This window comes from Roseovarius sp. MBR-154, assembly GCF_053628595.1.
In genome coordinates this window covers 457820-477143 of the sequence record NZ_JBRJGR010000001.1, presented here as the reverse complement: position 1 = coordinate 477143, position 19324 = coordinate 457820, and the positions used below count along the sequence as shown (strand labels likewise).

The 19324-nt window shown below is 63.4% G+C and carries 14 protein-coding genes; 5 read left to right on the top strand and 9 right to left on the bottom strand.

Features of this window, described 5'->3' with window-relative positions; all coding sequences use genetic code 11:
- Nucleotides 1-24 precede the first annotated feature (24 nt).
- The 3 genes from ACSSV4_RS02255 (at nt 25) to ACSSV4_RS02245 (ending at nt 5568) form a co-directional block, all read left to right on the top strand.
- Nucleotides 25-1701, top strand: coding sequence for a TIGR01244 family sulfur transferase (locus ACSSV4_RS02255; RefSeq protein ID WP_454273141.1), 1677 nt, complete (start codon nt 25-27; stop codon nt 1699-1701).
- 90 nt (nt 1702-1791) lie between these two features.
- Nucleotides 1792-3507 carry a SulP family inorganic anion transporter gene (locus ACSSV4_RS02250; protein ID WP_454273140.1) on the top strand — a complete coding sequence of 572 codons (1716 nt, stop codon included), beginning with the start codon at nt 1792-1794 and terminating at the stop codon, nt 3505-3507.
- Nucleotides 3508-3603: 96 nt separating this feature from the next.
- Complete coding sequence (locus ACSSV4_RS02245) at nt 3604-5568, top strand: sensor histidine kinase (RefSeq protein ID WP_454273139.1); 1965 nt, start codon at nt 3604-3606, stop codon at nt 5566-5568.
- A gap of 57 nt (nt 5569-5625) precedes the next feature.
- Here the strand turns inward: ACSSV4_RS02245 and ACSSV4_RS02240 are convergent, their stop codons facing one another.
- From ACSSV4_RS02240 to ACSSV4_RS02205, 8 genes are all read right to left on the bottom strand, one after another.
- Nucleotides 5626-6237 carry a ferric reductase-like transmembrane domain-containing protein gene (locus ACSSV4_RS02240; protein ID WP_454273138.1) on the bottom strand — a complete coding sequence of 204 codons (612 nt, stop codon included), beginning with the start codon at nt 6235-6237 and terminating at the stop codon, nt 5626-5628.
- Between the two features lie 18 nt (nt 6238-6255).
- A complete protein-coding gene (locus ACSSV4_RS02235; protein WP_454273137.1) occupies nt 6256-6744 on the bottom strand; it encodes a twin-arginine translocation pathway signal in 489 nt (162 codons plus the stop codon).
- A 238-nt stretch (nt 6745-6982) separates the two neighbouring features.
- A complete protein-coding gene (locus ACSSV4_RS02230) occupies nt 6983-8161 on the bottom strand; it encodes an MFS transporter (protein ID WP_454273136.1) in 1179 nt (392 codons plus the stop codon).
- Entirely contained in the window at nt 8158-8571 is a 414-nt protein-coding gene (locus ACSSV4_RS02225; protein WP_454273135.1) for an ester cyclase, read from the bottom strand. The genes ACSSV4_RS02230 and ACSSV4_RS02225 overlap by 4 nt, the downstream gene beginning before the upstream one ends.
- Nucleotides 8572-8754: 183 nt before the next feature.
- Nucleotides 8755-9183: a GlcG/HbpS family heme-binding protein gene (locus tag ACSSV4_RS02220; RefSeq protein ID WP_454273134.1), complete on the bottom strand. Its 429-nt coding sequence runs from the start codon at nt 9181-9183 to the stop codon at nt 8755-8757.
- 22 nt (nt 9184-9205) lie between these two features.
- Complete coding sequence (locus ACSSV4_RS02215) at nt 9206-11353, bottom strand: malate synthase G (RefSeq protein ID WP_454273133.1); 2148 nt, start codon at nt 11351-11353, stop codon at nt 9206-9208.
- A 163-nt stretch (nt 11354-11516) separates the two neighbouring features.
- A complete protein-coding gene (locus ACSSV4_RS02210) occupies nt 11517-12491 on the bottom strand; it encodes a quinone oxidoreductase family protein (protein WP_454273132.1) in 975 nt (324 codons plus the stop codon).
- Between the two features lie 134 nt (nt 12492-12625).
- Entirely contained in the window at nt 12626-13102 is a 477-nt protein-coding gene (locus ACSSV4_RS02205; RefSeq protein WP_454273131.1) for an Lrp/AsnC family transcriptional regulator, read from the bottom strand.
- Nucleotides 13103-13239: 137 nt separating this feature from the next.
- On the opposite strand from ACSSV4_RS02205, the gene ACSSV4_RS02200 reads away from it, so the two are divergent.
- Nucleotides 13240-14259 (top strand): 1-aminocyclopropane-1-carboxylate deaminase, encoded by a 1020-nt coding sequence (locus tag ACSSV4_RS02200; protein WP_454273130.1) that lies wholly within the window; start codon nt 13240-13242, stop codon nt 14257-14259.
- Between the two features lie 52 nt (nt 14260-14311).
- Nucleotides 14312-16705, top strand: a complete 2394-nt coding sequence (locus ACSSV4_RS02195) for a transketolase (RefSeq protein ID WP_454273129.1) — start codon at nt 14312-14314, stop codon at nt 16703-16705.
- Between the two features lie 153 nt (nt 16706-16858).
- On the opposite strand, the gene gyrB is transcribed toward ACSSV4_RS02195, so the two are convergent.
- Nucleotides 16859-19276 carry a DNA topoisomerase (ATP-hydrolyzing) subunit B gene (gene gyrB / locus ACSSV4_RS02190; RefSeq protein WP_454273128.1) on the bottom strand — a complete coding sequence of 806 codons (2418 nt, stop codon included), beginning with the start codon at nt 19274-19276 and terminating at the stop codon, nt 16859-16861.
- Nucleotides 19277-19324 lie beyond the last annotated feature (48 nt).

Below are 19324 nucleotides of genomic sequence, written 5' to 3'. Positions count from 1 at the left end.
CGACCCCAAACGGGAGGACATGCGATGCAATTCAACAAGGTGACCGCCGCGCTGTCGGTCAGCCCTCAGATCGGTGCCGATGACATGGCCGCGATCCGTGATGCGGGCTATCGGGCCATCATCTGCAACCGTCCCGATGGCGAGGGGGCCGACCAACCGACATTCGACGAGATCGAGGCGGCAGCGAACGCGGCAGGGCTGGAGGCGCGCTATCTGCCCGTCACCTCGGGCATTGTGCAGGATGGCGATGCCGACGCGTTCGGTCAGGCACTGATGGAACTGCCCGGCCCGGTTCTGGCCTATTGCCGCACCGGCACACGCTCGGCCACGCTCTGGTCATTGAGCCAGGCCAAGAGCCGCCCGGTGCCCGAGATCCTCGCCGCAACCAAGGCGGCGGGCTATGACATGGCCGGGGTGGCCCGGCGGATCGTGAATGGTGGCAAGACCCCCACCGACACAGGTGATGCGAAATTCGACGTGGTTATCGTCGGTGGTGGCGCGGGTGGGATTGCCGTGGCCGCGAGCCTCAGGACGCGCAAGCCAGGGCTGGAAATAGCCCTGATCGACCCCACCGAAATCCATTACTATCAACCCGGCTGGACCATGGTGGGCGGCGGCATCTTCGAGGCGCCCGAGACCGCCAAGACCATGGGCAGCCTCATCCCGCACGGCGTGCATTGGATCAAACCCGCCGTCGCCGCGTTCGAGCCCAAGGACAACGCCGTAATCCTTGATGGCTGCCGGGTGGTGAAATACGACCGGCTCGTGATCTGCCCGGGGCTCAAGCTCGACTGGGCAAGGATCGAGGGTCTGGAAGAGACGCTGGGGCGCAACGGTGTCACCTCGAACTATCGCTATGACCTGGCCCCCTACACGTGGGAACTGGTGCAGGGGCTGAAAGAGGGCCGCGCACTGTTCACACAGCCGCCGATGCCGATCAAATGCGCCGGCGCGCCACAAAAGGCGCTCCATCTTTCGGCCGATCACTGGTATCGCACCGGACGGCTCAAGGATATCGAGATCGGGTTCTGCAATGCGGGCGGCGTGCTCTTCGGGGTCAAGGATTACGTGCCCGCGCTGCAATCCTACATGGACAAGTACGTCGCATCGCTGAATTTCTTTCACAATCTAGTGGCTATCGACGGGCCTGCGCGCAAGGCGACGTTCGAGGTGAAGAAACCTGATTGCGACCCGGCGCGCGTGACCCTCGATTTCGACATGATCCATGTCTGCCCGCCGCAGGTGGCACCGGATTTCATCCGCGTCTCGCCCTTGGCCGATGCCGCCGGGTGGATCGACGTGGATCAGACGACGCTGCGCCACAAGGCCCATGACAATATCTGGTCTTTGGGTGACGTGTTGAACGCGCCCAATGCCAAGACGGCGGCGGCGGCGCGGATGCAGGCCCCCGTGGTGGCCGAGAATATCGTCGCCGACATCAACGGCCGCGAGCCGGTGGCGCAGTATGATGGCTATGGATCGTGCCCGCTGACCGTGGAGCGCGGCAAGATCGTGCTCGCCGAATTCGGCTATGGCGGGGTGATGAAACCGAGCTTTCCGAAGTTTCTGATTGACGGCACGAAACCCAGCCGCCTCGCCTGGCTGCTCAAGGAAAAGATGCTGCCGCCGATCTACTGGAAGGCGATGCTGCGCGGCCGCGAATGGATGGCGCGGCCCGAAAAGATCAGCGCCGGGGGGTAAGCCCGCGCCTGAGTCTATCCTTGACGGCCCCGGCTCATCGCGCCGGGGCCTGTTTCCTTACTCCACCCTGCACCCGAAAGACCGCCGCCCATGCCCTCTCTTGCTCGCTATTTTCCACCCCTCGATTGGGGCCGCAACTATAGCCGCGCCACGCTGACCAACGACCTCGTGGCGGCAGTGATCGTGACGATCATGCTGATCCCGCAATCGCTGGCCTATGCGCTTTTGGCGGGGTTGCCGGCGCAGGCCGGGATCTATGCCTCGATCGTGCCCATCGTGCTTTATGCGCTGTTCGGCACGTCGCGCGCGCTGGCGGTGGGGCCGGTGGCGGTGGTCTCGCTGATGACGGCGGCGGCCATCGGGCAGGTCGCCGAGGCGGGCAGCATGGGCTATGCTGCGGCCGCGCTGACGCTGGCGCTCTTGTCGGGGGCGATGCTCTTGGGGATGGGGCTGCTGCGGCTGGGCTTTGTCGCCAATTTTCTCAGCCATCCGGTGATCGCGGGGTTCATCACCGCAAGCGGGCTGCTCATCGCCACGAGCCAGCTCAAGCATATCCTCGGGGTGCCTGCGGGCGGGCATACGCTGGTCGAGATGCTGCGGTCGCTGGCGGCGCATCTGGCTGAGGTGCATCTGGCCACACTGGTGATCGGCACGCTGGCGGCGGCGTTCCTGTTCTGGGTGCGCAAGGGGCTGAAACCCTTGCTGATGCGGATGGGTCTTGCCCCGCGCATGGCCGATATCCTCGCCAAGGCGGGGCCGGTGGTGGCGGTGGCGCTGAGCACGGCAGCGGTCTGGCTGATGGGCGTCGAGGCGCGCGGCGTGGCCATCGTCGGGGCGGTGCCGCAGGGGCTTCCGCCGCTCACGATGCCTGATCTCTCGGCCGATCTTCTGGGCGCGCTGCTGGTGCCCGCGCTGCTCATTTCGGTTATCGGCTTTGTTGAATCGGTCTCGGTGGCGCAAACGCTCGCCGCCAAGAAACGCCAGCGCATCGACCCCGATCAGGAACTGATCGGGCTGGGTGCCGCCAATCTCGGCGCGGCCTTCACCGGCGGCTATCCGGTCACCGGCGGCTTTGCCCGTTCGGTGGTGAATTTCGATGCGGGCGCCGAGACCCCCGCCGCGGGCGCCTTTACCGCCATCGGTCTGGCCATCGCCGCCGTGGCGCTGACGCCGCTGATCTTCTTCCTGCCCAAGGCGGTGCTGGCGGCGACGATCATCGTCGCGGTCCTCAGCCTGGTCGATTTCTCGATCCTGCGCAAATCCTGGGCCTACTCAAAGGCCGATTTCGCCGCTGTTCTGGCCACCATCCTGCTCACGCTCGGGATGGGGGTTGAGGCGGGCGTGTCCACCGGGGTGATCCTGTCGCTCGCGCTGCATCTCTACAAGACCTCGCGCCCGCATGTGGCCGAGGTGGGGCTGGTGCCCGGCACGCAGCATTTCCGCAACATCCTGCGCCACGAGGTCGAGACCGATCCGGCGCTGCTGACATTGCGGGTGGATCAGAGCCTTTATTTCGCCAATGCGCGGTTTCTGGAGGATCTGGTGCAGGACCGCATCGCCGAGGATTGCGGGCTGCGCCACGTGGTGCTGATGTGCTCGGCGGTGAACGAGATCGACTTCTCGGCGCTGGAAAGCCTCGAGGCGATCAATGAGCGGCTGAAGGCGGCGGATATCACCCTGCATCTGAGCGAAGTCAAAGGCCCGGTGATGGACCGTCTGCGCCGCAGTCATTTCCTCGACGAAATGACGGGGCAGGTATTTCTGTCGCAATATGACGCGTGGCGGGCGCTGACCCCGGCCCGGTGACGCCCGGCCCGTTCCGAAATCCGTTTATCTTGTCCGGCCTGCGGTCCATAATGCCAAGTTGCGCATCCTGGCCATGGGGAGGAAACGGTCTCGAACATGCTGAAACAGCTTTTCTCCTCCGTGCGTATCCGCCTTCTGGTCATCGCGCTCTTGCCGATGCTGGTCCTGCTGCCGCTTCTGCTGGGCGGCACGACCCTGCGCTGGACCAGCCGGATCGACGATCTGCTGATCACCAAGGTCAACGGCGACCTGACGATTGCCGACCAGTATCTGAAACGGCTGCTGGAGAATTCCGGCGAGCGGCTGGATGCCATCGCCGCCTCCGTGGCCCTGCGCGAGGTGATGGAAAGGCCACAGGCGCGGGCGGCTCTACTGGAGGCGGAGCGTGAACGGTTGGGGCTGGATTTTCTCTACCTGACCGATGGCGAGACACCGCAGGCCGGGTTCAACCCGGCGGATTGGCCGGTGGTGCGCAGCGCCTTGCAGGGCCAGTGGCGCAGCGCGGTGGATATTCTCTCGCGGGATCAGATGACCGCACTCGCGCCTGGCATGGCCGAGCGGGCGGCGATCCGCCTGGTCGAGACGCGCGCCGCCGTGCCGACCGACCGCGCGGTCGAGGATCGCGGCATGATCATCCATTCCGCCGCGCCGATCCCCCTGCCCGACGGGCGACCGGGCGCGCTGGTGGGCGGCATGCTGCTCAACCGCAATCTCGATTTCATCGACACGATCAACGCGCTGGTCTACCGCGACCAGAGCCTGCCCGAGGGCAGTCAGGGCACCGCGACGCTGTTTCTCGACGATGTCCGCGTCTCGACCAATGTGCGCCTTTTCGAAAACGTGCGCGCGCTCGGCACACGGGTCTCGGCCGAGGTGCGGGCGCGGGTGCTGACCGAGGGGCAGACCTGGCTCGACCGGGCCTTTGTCGTCAATGACTGGTACATCTCGGCCTATGAGCCCATCGTGGACAGCCGCGGCGCGCGGGTCGGCATGCTCTATGTCGGGTTCCTGGAGACGCCGTTTCAGGCTGCCAAGACCAGCACCATGATCGTCCTTGCCGCGCTGTTCCTGCTGATCGCCATCCTGTCGGTGCCGATCTTTCTGCGATGGGCGGGGCATATCTTTCTGCCACTGGAACGCATGACCCAGACCATCGCCCGGGTCGAGGCAGGCGACATGGACGCGCGCAACCGCCCCGAGGGTGACACTGGCGAGATCGCCCAGGTCGCCGCCCATCTCGACGAATTGCTCGACCAGATACAGGAGCGCGACCGCCAGTTGCGCGAATGGGGCGAGCGCCTCGAACAGAAGGTCGAGGCCCGCACCCGCGATCTGCGCGAGGCCAACCGCAAGCTGGAAAAGACCACCGAACGGCTGATCATGTCGGAAAAGCTGGCCGCCGTGGGCGAGATCACCGCCAGCGTCGCGCATGAGATCAACAATCCGATCGCCGTCATTCAGGGCAATCTGGAAGTGGCCCGTAGCACGCTCCGACATAAGGCCGACGCGGTGAAAACCGAATTCGATCTGATCGACGATCAGGTCTACCGGATCAGCGCCATCGTCTCGAAATTGCTGCAATTCGCCAAGCCCGAGGAATATTCCGGGGCCAGCAGCACGATCAGGCCGGACGAGGTGGCGCGCGATTGCCTCGTGCTGACGCGGCACCAGATCGAGGCGGCAGGCGTCAAGGTCAGGCTGAATCTGGAAAGCGCGCGCACCGTCCTGATGGCGCGCACCGAGTTGCAGCAGGTGATTGTCAACCTGATCCTCAACGCGGTGCATGCGATGGCCGGGGGCGGCACGCTGACGATCCGGGTGTTCGATGAGGGGGACGGCGTGGCGATCCATGTCGAGGATACCGGCCACGGCATCACGCCGGAGGTGCGCAAGCGCATCTTCGATCCGTTCTACACCACCAAGCAGGCCGAGGGCACCGGCCTTGGCCTGTCGATCAGCCAGACCCTGATCACCCGCGCGGGCGGGCAGTTGAGTGTCACCTCCACCCCGGGCGAGGGCAGTTGCTTTCGCATCCACCTGCCGCAAACGGCGCAGGCATAATACGGGTCCGCCGGATCAGGGGGGTAAGCGTTCTGTGTGAACGCCCAAGCGCTCTGCCTACCTTCGGCGGCGCATCCCCGATGTCCAGACCCGCCGGTCGGCGATGACCTTGGCGAGCGCGATCACCACCAGCAGGCAGAGCAGGGATTTCGAGACGGTCTCCATCGTGCCCTGGATCAGCAGCGCATGCACGACCGTGCCCGCCACGACCACCAGAACGGCCCCGGTATGCGCCAGCCGCCAACTGCGCAAACGCCAGGGCCAGCGGCGGCGGAGGACGCCTAGAAGCGCGGCGAGGAACACCATCCACATGGCGATGACACCCCAGGCCGAAAACGGCGTGGGCGAGGTGAAGGTCAGCGCGTCGATGACATCCGGCGGGCTGGTGATCCAGAGGCCCGCGACATGCACGATCACCATCCCCACCAGAAGTGTGCCGACCAGCCTGTGCAGGCGCCGCCGCCGGGTCTGCGAGAGGCCCGGCAGGTAGCCGCCGATCAGCAGGGGTTGCAACAGGATCAGGACGAGACCGATCACCCCGGCGAATCCCGCCACGATATAGACCGGGCTGCGCCAGGCCAGAAGCGGGCTCAGACCGGCAGCGATGACCGGGATCGCGACCGTCAGAAGAAGCGCACCCCAGATCAGGATGGTCCGGATATGCGGCACGTCCTTCAACCTGCCGGATCAGGCGGGTTGCAGGACGAAATGCGCCTCGAGGCTGGTGTCGTTCGCGCTTGGCATGACGGGGCGGAGGAACACGGTCTCGAACCCCGCGCTGTCATAGGCGAGATGGCCATGCGGCTGACCGAAAGCCGGAACGATCTGGGGCATTTCGAGCCGGAATTGGCCGTTTTCGTCGGTGAGCGTGGCGCCGTGGCTATGTGGGTCGCGTTCGTGGCCTTCGGTGGTATGCGCCCAGATCTGGATGCGCTGACCGGGCAGCGGCGCGCCGTCGCCTGCGCGGCGCACGGTGCCCGTCATCCAGAAGCCGCCACCGCCGATCCGGTCGACGATGGGCGCATCGGGCAGGTAATTGTTCGCGCCGCCGCGCATGGTTGGGGTGGGTTCGAGCCCCGCCGCGCGGGCGGGAACGATGAGGCCGGACGCCCCGCCCCCGGCGATGGCACATCCGGCGGCGATGAAGGCGCGGCGGGTAAAGAAACGGGTCGGCATGTCGCGTCCTTTCTTCGGGGTTGGACAAATCCCTGATCGGTTCTAGCGTCCAATATAGCGCATTCCGGCGTGATTCCGAGAGTTTGCGGCGCGGAACCGGCGAGGTCGCGCGCACAGATCCGTGACGCGCACCCTGTTGCACCTTATCCTGACGCTTGGGGCCTGGCCGAAATCGTGCAGCATGCGTTGAGGGCGGGGGCGTATTGCGCGCCGCCAGTGGCCAGTCTGCGGATCAGTATCACGAAGGCTCCTGAACGGTGTCGGCGACCGCCCTCGTCCTGAGCATGCCGAACAGAACTGCCACGGGCAGGACAAGGGCAAAGAGCACGGCACCAAACAGGATGGCCGCGCCAGGCGCCCCGGTCCGGTCGAGGAGCCAGCCTGCGACCGGAGGGCTTGCCGTCATGATGGCATAATAGACAGTGAAAAACACACCCATGCCGAAGGCGCGTCGCTCGGGTGCTGCGGCCTGACCCGCCAGCGCCATGATCACCCCGGCAGGGGCCATCCCGACAAGGCCGAAAAGCAGGCTTGCCGCCAGCCCCGCGCCAGGCAGACCGAGCAGCATCAGCGCCATCACCGCACCCGTCATGCAGGCGGCAAGCACCGTATCGCGCCGCCCGAACCGGTCCACGATCTGACCGCAGGCGGTTCCCGACAGGATCATCAGCCAGCTTCCGACGCTGATCACCGAGGCCGCCGCAAGCGTGCCCATCCCCTGCGCCTCCAGCATGCCTGGACCGAAACTGAGGTAGACGACATAGCCCGCGTTGAACACGCCCCAGGCGATTCCGGCCAGCACGATCAGACCCCATTCGCGCGGCAAAAGCCCCCTGATCCGGCTTGCGACGCGGCAAGGCAGGTCATGCGGCGGACGGTAGAGGGTGAGAACGGCGACCGCCGCCAGTGCGCACCAGATCGCCGCCACGGCGAAGGGCGCGCGCCAGCCATAAAGACCCGCCAGCCAGGTGTGCCCGACCTGCCCCATGGCAATGCCAAAGGGCCAGCTCATCACCAGGATGCTCATCGCCGTGGCGATCTCGCGGCCCTCGAACCAGTCTGCCACCATCTTGGTGAAATAGAGCGTGGCGAAGAGGAACCCGGCCCCGCAGACGAGCCGCCCGACCCCGATGCCGACCGGATCAGACGCCATCGCCGTCAGCGCCCCGCCGAGCGCCAATGCCGCAAGCCCGAGCCCGGCCAGCAGGCGATCCGATGCGTACCGCCCGGAAAACCCCGCCGGCAGCGCCAGAACCAGACCCGGCGCCATGAACAGCCCGATCATCAGGCCGATCTGCGCATTGTCGAGGCCGAACGCGTCCGCGAGATCGGTGCCGACCGCACTCATCGTCTGGAACTGGACCCCCAGTCCGGTGCGGGCGGCGAAGAGCAGCGCCAGGATGTGCCAGCGCTTCACGCCCAGCCGAGTTGCCGCAACGCCTGCGCGTCGTTCCAGATCTTGGTCATATGCGCGAGCCGATCACCATCGAAGCGCATCACATAGGCATAGTCCGAGGCCACAGACTTGCCGGTGGGCGCGCCCGGTCCGCCCGCGCCGGTCTGGGTGCCCTGAAACACCGCCGTCGCCACGACCGTGCCACGCTCGTGGTCCGCCGCGAAGGCGGTCAGCTCATAACGCCCGTCCGGTATCGGACCCATGAGGCCCTTCATCCAGTCGGCATAGCCTTGCAGCGTGGTCGTATCTGCCAGCGCGTCGGCCTGACAGGAAAAGCTCGCACCATCATGACAAAATGCCTTGCAGGCCGCCCAGCCGCCGCCGGTCTCGCAGGCCTCGAAAAACGCGCGTGCTGTCTCTTTGATGGTCATCTGCCCGTCCCTTTCCTCGCTCTGCGGACAGGCTGCGCCGATTGCGGCGGGATGAAAATCCTGCATTTGCAGTAATTCGCACGCGTGAGCTGCAGTATTTTGTTACAGCATATGCAGGATTGTCGGCTTGCCGCCGGTGCAACACAGTGATGTGGAGCGTTCGATCACCGGCGCGGTCGTTGCCTAGTCTTCCGGCGTCAGGCCCACGGCCTCGATCCCTGCCACGGCGGCGATCACGTCATTGTCGGAACTGTCGCCGGTCACGCCCACGGCGCCGATGATCGCGCCGCGCTTGTCGCGCACCAGAACGCCCCCCGGCACCGGCACGACCTTGCCGCCATAGACGCCGTTCATGGCCGCCAGGAAATAGGCCTGCTGTTCGGCACGCGCCATCTGCGCGCGTCCCGCGATGCCCAGCATGATAGCGCCATAGGCCTTGCCCTGCGCGATCCCGAAGCGGCCCGGCGAGGCGCCATCCTCGCGCTCGAACGCCTTCACATGGCCACCGGTGTCGAGCACCACCACCGAGAGCGGCTTGAAACCTTCCTCGCGGCCCTTGGCGAGAGCCTTTCGGATGATCGTGCGGGCGCGGGTGAGCGAGAGTTCTGCCATAGGTGTCTCCTGTCGGTCGGGGTTACGAGGCTTGCGCGGCTTTGAGTTCCAGCCGGCGACGGTGCAGGACCGGTTCGGTATAGCCCGAGGGCTGTTCGCGGCCCTTGAAAACCAGATCGCAGGCGGCCTGAAAGGCGATGCCGTCAAAGCCGGGGGCCATGGGCTGATAGCCGGGATCACCGGCATTCTGCCGGTCCACCACCTGCGCCATCTTCTGCATCGCGGCCATCGCCTCTGCTTCGCTGACCACGCCGTGATGCAGCCAATTGGCGATATGCTGCGAGCTGATCCGGCAGGTGGCGCGATCCTCCATCAGGCCGATATCGTTGATGTCGGGCACCTTGGAGCAGCCAACGCCCTGATCAATCCAGCGCACCACATAGCCCAGGATGCCCTGCGCGTTGTTCTCGACCTCCCGGATGATCTGCTCTTTCGACCATTTTCGATAGGCGGCGACGGGAATATCGAGAAGTGTGTCGACAAAGGCGCGACGCCCCCCGGCCTTGAGCCTCTGCTGCACGGCAAAGACATCCACCTTGTGGTAATGCAGCGCGTGCAGCGTGGCCGCCGTGGGCGAGGGAACCCAGGCGCAGTTGGCCCCGGCCTTGGGGTGTTCGATCTTCTGTTCCAGCATGGCGGCCATCATGTCGGGCATCGCCCACATGCCCTTGCCGATCTGTGCCTTTCCGGACAGCCCGCATTCCAGCCCTATATCGACATTCTGGTTCTCGTAGCCGCCGATCCAGGCCTTTCGCTTGATGAAATCCTTGCGGCTGAAGGGCCCGGCTTCCATGCTGGTATGGATCTCGTCGCCGGTGCGGTCGAGGAATCCGGTGTTGATGAAGGCGACGCGGTGTTTGGCAGCGCGGATGCATTCCTTGAGATTGACCGAGGTGCGGCGCTCCTCGTCCATGACACCGATCTTGACCGTATGTTGCGGCAGGCCGAGAAACCCTTCGACCCGGGTAAAGATCTCGTCGGTAAACGCCACTTCCTCGGGGCCGTGCAGCTTGGGCTTGACGACATAGATCGAGCTGTGCAGCGAATTGCCGCTGTCGCGCTTGAGGTCGTGCATGCCGATCAGCGTGGTGATCGCAGCATCCATCAGCCCCTCAAAGATCTCGTTGCCCTCACCGTCCAGGATGGCCGGGTTGGTCATCAGGTGCCCGACATTGCGCACCCACATCAGCGCGCGCCCCTTGAGCGTCAGGTCGCTGCCATCGGGGGCGGTATAGTGGCGGTCGTCATTGAGGCGGCGGGTGACGGGCTTGCCGCCCTTGTCGAGCGTGGTCTCAAGCGTGCCCTGCATCAGGCCCAGCCAGTTGCCATAGGCCAGCACCTTGTCCTCGGCATCGACGCAGGCGACCGAATCCTCGCAATCCATGATCACCGTGACGGCGCTTTCCATCCGCACATCGGCCAAAAGCGCCTGATCGCGGCAACCGATGAAATGCGCCCGGTCAAAGATCAGTTCGACATGCAGCCCGTGATTGCGCAGCAGCACGGCATCGGGCGCGCGGGGATTGCCCCGGTAGCCCGCGAATTGCTCGGGCGACGCCAGCGGGCAGTCATCGACCAGAAGCGCGCCGTCCTGCACATGGTAGCGGCGCACATCGGCGTGGCTGGTGCCGACCAGTGGAAAGGCCTCGTCGAGAAACACCCGCGCCCGCGCCACGACCCGCGCGCCACGGCCCCGGTCATAGCCACCGCCCGGCGGTGGCGTGCCCATCGCGTCCGTGCCATAGAGGCAATCGTAAAGGCTGCCCCAGCGCGCATTCGCGGCATTGAGCGCGTAGCGCGCATTGGTGACCGGCACCACAAGCTGCGGCCCCGGCACCAGCGCGATCTCGGGATCGACATTCGCGGTCTCGATCTCGAAATCCGGGCCTTCCTCGACGAGATAGCCGATCTCCTCGAGAAACTGCTTGTAGGCCCCGTGGTCGTGCGGCTGGTTGCGGTGGCGGATGTGCCAATCGTCGATCTTGCCTTGCAACTCTTCGCGTCGTGCGAGCAGGGCCGTGTTCTTCGGTGTCATCTCCTCGACGAGCGCGGCGAAGCCGGACCAGAACTCGTCACCAGAAACCCCGGTGCCCGGCAGGGCCTCCTCATCGACAAAGCGGGCCAGTTGCTCCGCCACCTGAAGGCCATGCTTTTCGATACGCTGCACCATGTCTCGTTCCTTCGCTTGTGATCCGGTCAGGCATACAGTCGCATGCCGTCTTGCGGCTATCTATTCCGAAAGTTTTCGATAGACCACAAGATTGGCAAAGACTTTTTGCCAAAAGACCGGCAGAGCACAGGTTGAACGCGAGGGCCACGACCCAAAGCCGGGCTCAGATCTCCAGTATCGTACTGCCGGTTGTCTTGCGCGCCTCCAGCGCCTCATGCGCCTTTGCCACATCGCGCAACGCGAATCGCTGGCCGATATTGATTGTCACATCGCCTGCCAGCACCTTTTCGGCCAGATGCCGCGCCATGGCCTGACATGTCGCGTGGTCCGCAATATGCGTGAACAGCGTCGGACGGGTGATCTTGAGCGACCCCTTCTTGCCCAGAAGACCAATTTCGAAAGGCGGCACCGGCCCCGAGGCATTTCCGAACGAGATCATCATGCCCAGGGGTCTCAGGGACTCGAGCGATCCGTCGAACGTATCCTTGCCGACGGCATCCATCACCACGTCGACGCCTCTGCCGTCGGTCAGGCTACGCAGCTGCGCCACCCAATCGCCATGGCGGTAGTTCAGACAGTGGGTTGCGCCATGATCCAGTGCCAGTTGGCATTTTTCGTCGGTTCCCGCCGTGCCGATCAACGTGATCCCTTCCGAGCGCGCCCATTGGCAGGCCAGAAGGCCCACGCCCCCCGCCGCCGCGTGAAACAACACCGTGTCCCCTGACGTCAGAGGCGTCGTGCGATGGAACAGATACTCCACCGTCAACCCCTTGAGCATCATCGCGGCCCCTTCCTCGAAGGAGATGCCGTCGGGCAAGGGGCAGACCTGCGCGGCGGGCATGACCCGCGCCTCGGCGTAGGCACCGGGCGGATTAGAGGCATAGGCGGCGCGATCACCCACCTTCAGATGCGTGACCCCCTCGCCCACGGCCTCGATCACACCTGCAGCTTCCATGCCCATGGCATGGGGCAATTGCATCGGATAGAGGCCAGTACGCTGATAGACATCAATGAAATTCAGGCCCACAGCCTTGTGGGAGATGCGGACCTCGCCCTTGCCCGGCTCGCCGACATCGAGATCCACCAACTTGAACTGCTCCGGTCCGCCATGTGCTTCGATTATCGCTGTAAGTGCCATTTTCGATCCTCTCCTTATTTTCTGCACCATGAAGATAATTCTGCCAGGATGTCCAATGGTACTTGGTCCCGTTGCAGGCGCGTGCGCAATGCCGGTCCCGGACCGGACCAGCCAGGACGCTGCATGGCAGCGCTTCAGAAGGCGAGCGGGGCGTTCTCCTTGATTTCCTTCAACACGAAAAAGGTTCTGATCTGCCGGACGCCGGGAAGCGCAATGAGCATCTTGGTGTGTAAGGTGTTGAAGCTGTTCATGTCCCGAACACGGATTTTGAGAAGATAGTCGAAATCGCCTGCCACCAGGTGGCAATCGAGCAGTTCCTTCATGCCATCGACCGCTTGCTCAAATTCAGCAAAGCTTTCGGGCGTTGAACGATCAAGGATCACCCCGACCATGACCAGGGTACCAAGATCGACCGATGCCGGATTCACATGCCCCATCACCTTGGACAAGTGTCCGGCCCGAACCAGTGCCTGGGTGCGTCTGTGGCAGGTTGCGGGGCTGATATTGGCGGCCTTGGCCAGTTCCGCGTTTGTCAGCCGCCCATTGGCTTGCAGGTGTCGCAGGATGTTCTTGTCGATTCGATCCAGCGCGCCTCTGAGAGATTCTTCCATTTATCACCACCCTATGTCCCAGATCCGGAATAATCCTTTTCAGATTGCGGGTTGGTGTCAACTCGAAGGTCCGATTACGAAAGCACCTTTCGTCTTCTCTTTGTTACGCTTCGACCAGGAAAACTAGGAGAACGCCCATGTCGCTGCTCGACAAATTCGAACGCTACCCTCTGACTTTCGGCAAGACCGCCATCGAACATCTGCCGCGTCTGACCGCGGCTGTCGGCGCGGATGTGGAGTTCTACGCCAAGCGAGAGGATTGCAATTCCGGCCTGGCATTTGGCGGCAACAAGTTGCGCAAGCTGGAATATATCGTCCCCGACGCGATCGCGAGCGGAGCGGATACGCTGGTCTCGATTGGCGGGGTGCAATCGAACCACACCCGCATGGTCGCGGCCACGGCGGCCAAGATCGGCATGAAATGCGTGGTCATCCAGGAAAAATGGGTGCCCCACCATGATGCCGTCTACGACCGTGTGGGCAACATCATGCTGACGCGTCTGATGGGCGCTGACAGCCGGTTGGTGGATGATGGGTTCGACATCGGTATCCGCAAATCCTGGGAAGACGCGATCAAATCGGTCGAGGATGCAGGCGGCAAGCCATATCCGATCCCGGCAGGGGCATCCGTGCACAAGTACGGTGCTCTGGGCTATATCGGGTTTGCCGAAGAGGTTGCCGAACAGGAGGCCGAACTTGGCGTCACGTTCGACTACATCGTTGTCTGTGTCGTGACCGGTTCGACCCAGGGCGGCATGATCGTCGGATTTGCGAACCAGGGCCGTGCCGACCGTGTAATCGGTATCGACGCCTCGGGAACGCCCGATCAGACACGGGCGCAGGTGCGCGCCATCGTCGACAATACCGCAGAACTGGTTGGGCTGGGCCGCAAGGTGAGGGATGACGAAATCCACATCAACCCCGACTATGCCTATCCGGCCTATGGCGTCCCATCCGAGGAAACCAATGACGCGATCCGGCTGGCCGCGAAGACCGAGGCGATGATGACCGATCCGGTTTATGAAGGCAAATCCATGCAGGGCATGATCGACCTGGCCCGGAAGGGATTTTTTCCGAAAGGGTCCAAAGTTCTCTATGCCCATCTGGGCGGTGCCCCGGCGCTGAACGGCTATAGCTATTATTACAAGGACGGTTGAGCCGCTGTCAGACCGCAAAACCGTCGATGTCCATTTCAAAGGGAGGGGCCCCATGTCCAACGCGCATCTGAAAACTGTCGAACAACGCCTACTGTGGCTTTCGCATTGGATGATCCACAACGCGAACCACATCCGGCCAAAGGTTGACGGGATCAAGGTGGGCGGGCATCAGGCCTCCTCGGCCTCGATGGTGTCAATCATGACCGCGCTCTATTTCTCGGCTTTGCGGCCGGAGGATCGGGTGGCCGTCAAACCCCATGCCTCGCCCGTCTTTCATGCGATGCAATACCTGATGGGCAATCAAAGCCGCGAGAAGCTGGAGAACTTTCGCAGGTTTGGTGGCGCCCAAAGCTATCCCAGCCGGACCAAGGACACGGATGATGTGGATTTTTCCACCGGATCCGTTGGCCTTGGGGTCGGCATCACGGCGCTGGCATCCCTAGTCCAGGACTTCATTGCCGCCAAGGACTGGGGACGCGACATCGACCCTGGCCGGATGGTCGCCCTTGTCGGTGACGCCGAGATGGACGAAGGCAACGTTTACGAGGTTCTTCAGGAGGGCTGGAAGAACGGTCTTCGCAACACCTGGTGGATCATCGACTACAACCGACAGTCGCTTGACGGGATCGTGCGTGAAGGGTTGTTCGAACGGATCGAAAAGATCTTCGAGGCCTTCGGTTGGGATGTGGTGCGCGTCAAATATGGCATGTTGCAGCGCGCGGCCTTTGACGAACCGGGGGGCGACAAGCTGCGTGACTGGATCGATGCCTGCACCAATACCGAATATTCCGCGCTGACCTACATGGGCGGCGAGGTCTGGCGCAAACGCTTGATGGATGATCTTGGCGATCAGGGTGACGTGAGCGTGCTTCTGGAGCGCCGCAGCGATGCGGAGTTGGCGTCGCTGATGGAAAACCTCGGCGGCAACTGTGTGGCAACCATGGCCGATGCTTTCGCCGCCATCGACCACGACCGCCCGACCTGCTTTCTGGCATACACCATCAAAGGTTGGGGCACCCCGATTGCGGGTCACAAGGACAACCACGGTGGGCTGATGACCAAGGCGCAGATGGCCCAATGGCAGGCGGATATGGGCGTACCCGAGGGGCAGGAGTGGGAGCCATTTGCAAGCGTTGCGGATGTCGAGGCGCTGAAATCGTTCCTCTCGGATGTCCCCTTCTTTGCCAAGGGGCCGCGCCGATTTGCAGACGGCAAACTGTCAGTGCCGAAAATCGGCGTCTCGTCGGACCGTGAAATTTCCACGCAAGCCGCCTTTGGCAAGATACTCGACGAGTTGTCCAAGGGCGACAGTGATCTGGCCGCGCGGATCATGACGACCTCGCCGGATGTCACGGGCACCACCGGCTTGGGCGGCTTTGTCAATCGGCGGAAACTGTTCGCTCGGGACGCGCGGCGCGATGCTTATATCGAACACCGCATTCCCTCGACGGCGAAGTGGAATTTTGCGCCCGAGGGTCAGCACCTCGAACTCGGGATCGCCGAGATGAACCTGTTCTTACTGCTTGGCGCCGCGGGCTTGTCGCACAGCCTTTGGGGTAAACGGATCATTCCCATTGGAACCGTCTATGACCCCTTTGTTCATCGCGGGCTGGATGCGCTGAACTACGCCTGCTACCAAGACGCGCGCTTCATGATCGTGGGAACGCCCTCAGGCGTTACCCTCTCCCCGGAAGGCGGAGCGCATCAGTCCATTGGCACGCCGCTGACCGGAATGGCGCAAGACGGGCTTGCCAGTTTCGAACCTGCCTTTGCAGACGAGCTTGCCGTGATCATGGCCTGGGCGTTCGACTACATGCAGCGCGATGGTGAAGGGGACCCGGACGAGCGGACATGGCTGCGCGATGAAACCGGCGGTTCGGTCTATCTGCGCCTCACCACCAAACCATTGGAACAACCCGGAAAAAGGATTGACGATGCCTTTGTTCAGGGGGCGGTTGACGGGGCCTATTGGCTGCGCAGGCCGGGACCGAATTGTTCTATCGTGATTGCCTATCAAGGCGCCGTTGCCGATGAAGCCATCGCGGCGGCGGGCATGATTGGCGAGCGTCGCCGTGATGTCGGGGTTTTGGCGGTCACATCTGCCGACCGGCTCAATGCTGGCTGGACCGCCGCACAGCGCGAGCGCGCGCGGGGCAATCCCGACGCCCGATCCCACGTCGAAGCCCTGTTGGCAGGACTGCCGAACCATTGCACGATCGTCACCGTGATTGATGGTCACCCTGCCACGCTGTCATGGCTTGGCGCGGTCCAGGGCCACAGGACTATCCCGCATGGCGTAGAACATTTCGGCCAGACCGGAACCATAGGAGAGCTCGCCCGGCATTTCCGGATTGATCGCAATGCGATTGCCAATTCGGTTGGCGAACTGACGACCGGAGACAAATCTCCTGTCGCTGCTTATCACTCTCTATGGGCAGGGGCGTAGCGGACCCTTTCAGGTCCCCGAATTGGTCGCCACGTCAAAGCGGCGTCGTTTTCGCGGCCTGCACCCGCGATGTTCCGGTGCCTGCCGCCCGGCACATTTCAGCAGCGCCGCCCCTGCGCAAACACGCGCACGACCATGCGTCCCCATACCGGTTCAAAAATCGAGATTTTCCACGTTCAGCGCATTCTCCTGAATGAACTCCCGGCGTGGTTCCACCACGTCGCCCATCAGCTTGGTGAAAAGGTCATCCGCCTCGGCCACGTCGTCGATCTTGACCTGCAGGAACGTGCGCGCGTCCGGGTCGAGCGTGGTCTCCCAGAGCTGATTGGGGTTCATTTCGCCCAGCCCCTTGTAGCGTTGCAACGTAAGGCCCTTCTCCCCCTCTTTCAGGATCGCGCCCAATAGGTCGAGCGGGCCGAAGATGGGTTGTGAGCGGTCCTTGCGCAGCAAGGTTGCGCGCTCGGCATAGATGGCGCGCAGCTGTTCGGTCTGTTGCGCGAGGCGGCGGGCGTCGCCGCCGCGCAGCACCGGGCCGTCGAGCGTGCGCATTTCCTCGACCCCGCGCACGGTGCGGGTCAGGCGGATGCCCTGATCCTGTGTCGGGCGCCCCTGCCAGCCGCGCTCGTATTCGTTCGAGATCATGTCGAGCCGGGTGGCGATGGTATCGGCCACGCCTTGCAGATCACTGTCGACGCGCCCTGGCAGAAATGCCTCGGCGATGGCCGCCTGTTCAAGGATGTGGCGGGGGTAATGGGTCGGGAACGCCTCGAGGCTGCGCTTGGCCTGCCGCGCCTCTTCGACCACGCGCACCAGATCGGGCCCGGCGATTTCCTCGCCCGAACCAAGCCGCAGGGCGGCATCTGTGGTGCCCTGATCGATCAGGTAATCCTCGAGCGAGGGGTGATCCTTGAGATAGACCTCGGACTTGCCGCGCATCACCTTGTAGAGCGGCGGTTGGGCAATATAGAGGTAGCCGCCCTCGATCAGTTCGGGCATCTGGCGGTAAAAGAAGGTCAGCAGCAGCGTGCGGATATGCGCGCCATCGACATCGGCATCGGTCATCAGCACGATCTTGTGATAGCGAAGCTTCGAGATGTCGAACTCGTCGCGGCCGATGCCGGTGCCGAGCGCCATCACCAGATTGCCGATCTCCTGTGAGCCCAGCATCCGGTCGAAACGCGCGCGCTCGACATTGAGGATCTTGCCCTTGAGCGGCAGGATCGCCTGTGTGCCCCGGTCGCGCCCGGTCTGCGCAGAGCCGCCCGCCGAATCGCCCTCGACGATGAAAAGCTCGGTCTTGGACGGATCCTTGGAAGAGCAGTCCTTGAGCTTGCCGGCCAGGAAATTCACATCCATCGGGTTCTTGCGCCGGGTCAGGTCACGCGCCTTGCGCGCGGCTTCGCGGGCATGGGCGGCCTCGATGATCTTGCTCACGATGATCCGGGCGATCTGCGGATTCTCCTCGAACCATTCGGCGAGCTTCTCGTTGACGAGTCCCTCGACCGCCGGGCGTACCTCGGAACTGACCAGCTTGTCCTTGGTCTGGCTGGAGAATTTGGGATCGGGCACCTTGACCGAAAGCACGCAGGTCAGCCCCTCGCGCGCGTCATCGCCGGTGAAGGTGACCTTTTCCTTTTTGGCGATGCCGGTGGTCTGGGCGTAGTTGTTGATGGTGCGGGTCAGCGCGCCGCGAAATCCGGCCATATGGGTGCCGCCATCGCGCTGCGGGATGTTGTTGGTAAAGGGCAGCACCGTCTCGTGATAGCTGTCGTTCCACCACATCGCCACCTCGACGCCGATCTCGTCCCGCTCGCCGGTGATGAAGATCGGTTCCGGCATGGCCGGGGTCTTGTGGCGGTCGAGATACTTGACGAATTCCTTGACCCCGCCCTCGTAGAAAAGCTCGGATTTGAGCGGCTCTGTCGGGCGTTCATCGCGCAGGATGATGCGCACGCCGGAATTGAGGAATGCCAGTTCGCGCAGGCGCTTTTCCAGCGTCTCGAAGCTGTATTCGAGGTTGGAGAAGGTTTCGAGCGAGGCGAGAAAGCGCACCTCGGTGCCCTTGCGACCGTTCGCATCGCCCAGAACGCGTAGCGGCTCGGTGGTAAACCCGCCTTCGAACCGGGCATAATGTTCCTTGCCATTTCGCCAGATGCGCAGTTCCAGCCATTCCGACAGCGCATTGACCACCGAGACGCCGACCCCGTGCAACCCGCCCGAGACCTTGTAGGAGTTCTGGTCGAATTTGCCGCCCGCATGCAGCTGGGTCATGATCACCTCGGCGGCCGAGACACCTTCGCCCTCATGCATGTCGACGGGAATGCCACGGCCATTGTCGCTCACGGATACGCTGGAATCCGCGTGAATCGTGACGTTGACCGCGTCGGCGTGACCGGCCAGCGCCTCGTCGATACCGTTATCCACGACCTCGTAGACCATGTGATGCAGACCGGAGCCGTCGTCGGTATCCCCGATATACATGCCGGGGCGTTTGCGAACAGCTTCCAACCCTTTGAGAACCTTGATGGAATCGGCGCCGTATTCTTCGGGCACGATGGCGGGTTCGGACATGCGTGTGTTCCTTCGTATTTTTGTGATTTTATACGTTTTATTGGGGGG

Coding starts and splice junctions, on each gene's coding strand:
- ACSSV4_RS02255 (WP_454273141.1), top strand. CDS start 25: ATGCAATTCAACAAGGTGACCGCCGCGCTGTCGGTCAGCCCTCAGATC.
- ACSSV4_RS02250 (WP_454273140.1), top strand. CDS start 1,792: ATGCCCTCTCTTGCTCGCTATTTTCCACCCCTCGATTGGGGCCGCAAC.
- ACSSV4_RS02245 (WP_454273139.1), top strand. CDS start 3,604: ATGCTGAAACAGCTTTTCTCCTCCGTGCGTATCCGCCTTCTGGTCATC.
- ACSSV4_RS02235 (WP_454273137.1), bottom strand. CDS start 6,744: ATGCCGACCCGTTTCTTTACCCGCCGCGCCTTCATCGCCGCCGGATGT.
- ACSSV4_RS02225 (WP_454273135.1), bottom strand. CDS start 8,571: ATGACCATCAAAGAGACAGCACGCGCGTTTTTCGAGGCCTGCGAGACC.
- ACSSV4_RS02220 (WP_454273134.1), bottom strand. CDS start 9,183: ATGGCAGAACTCTCGCTCACCCGCGCCCGCACGATCATCCGAAAGGCT.
- ACSSV4_RS02215 (WP_454273133.1), bottom strand. CDS start 11,353: ATGGTGCAGCGTATCGAAAAGCATGGCCTTCAGGTGGCGGAGCAACTG.
- ACSSV4_RS02210 (WP_454273132.1), bottom strand. CDS start 12,491: ATGGCACTTACAGCGATAATCGAAGCACATGGCGGACCGGAGCAGTTC.
- ACSSV4_RS02205 (WP_454273131.1), bottom strand. CDS start 13,102: ATGGAAGAATCTCTCAGAGGCGCGCTGGATCGAATCGACAAGAACATC.
- ACSSV4_RS02200 (WP_454273130.1), top strand. CDS start 13,240: ATGTCGCTGCTCGACAAATTCGAACGCTACCCTCTGACTTTCGGCAAG.
- ACSSV4_RS02195 (WP_454273129.1), top strand. CDS start 14,312: ATGTCCAACGCGCATCTGAAAACTGTCGAACAACGCCTACTGTGGCTT.
- gyrB (WP_454273128.1), bottom strand. CDS start 19,276: ATGTCCGAACCCGCCATCGTGCCCGAAGAATACGGCGCCGATTCCATC.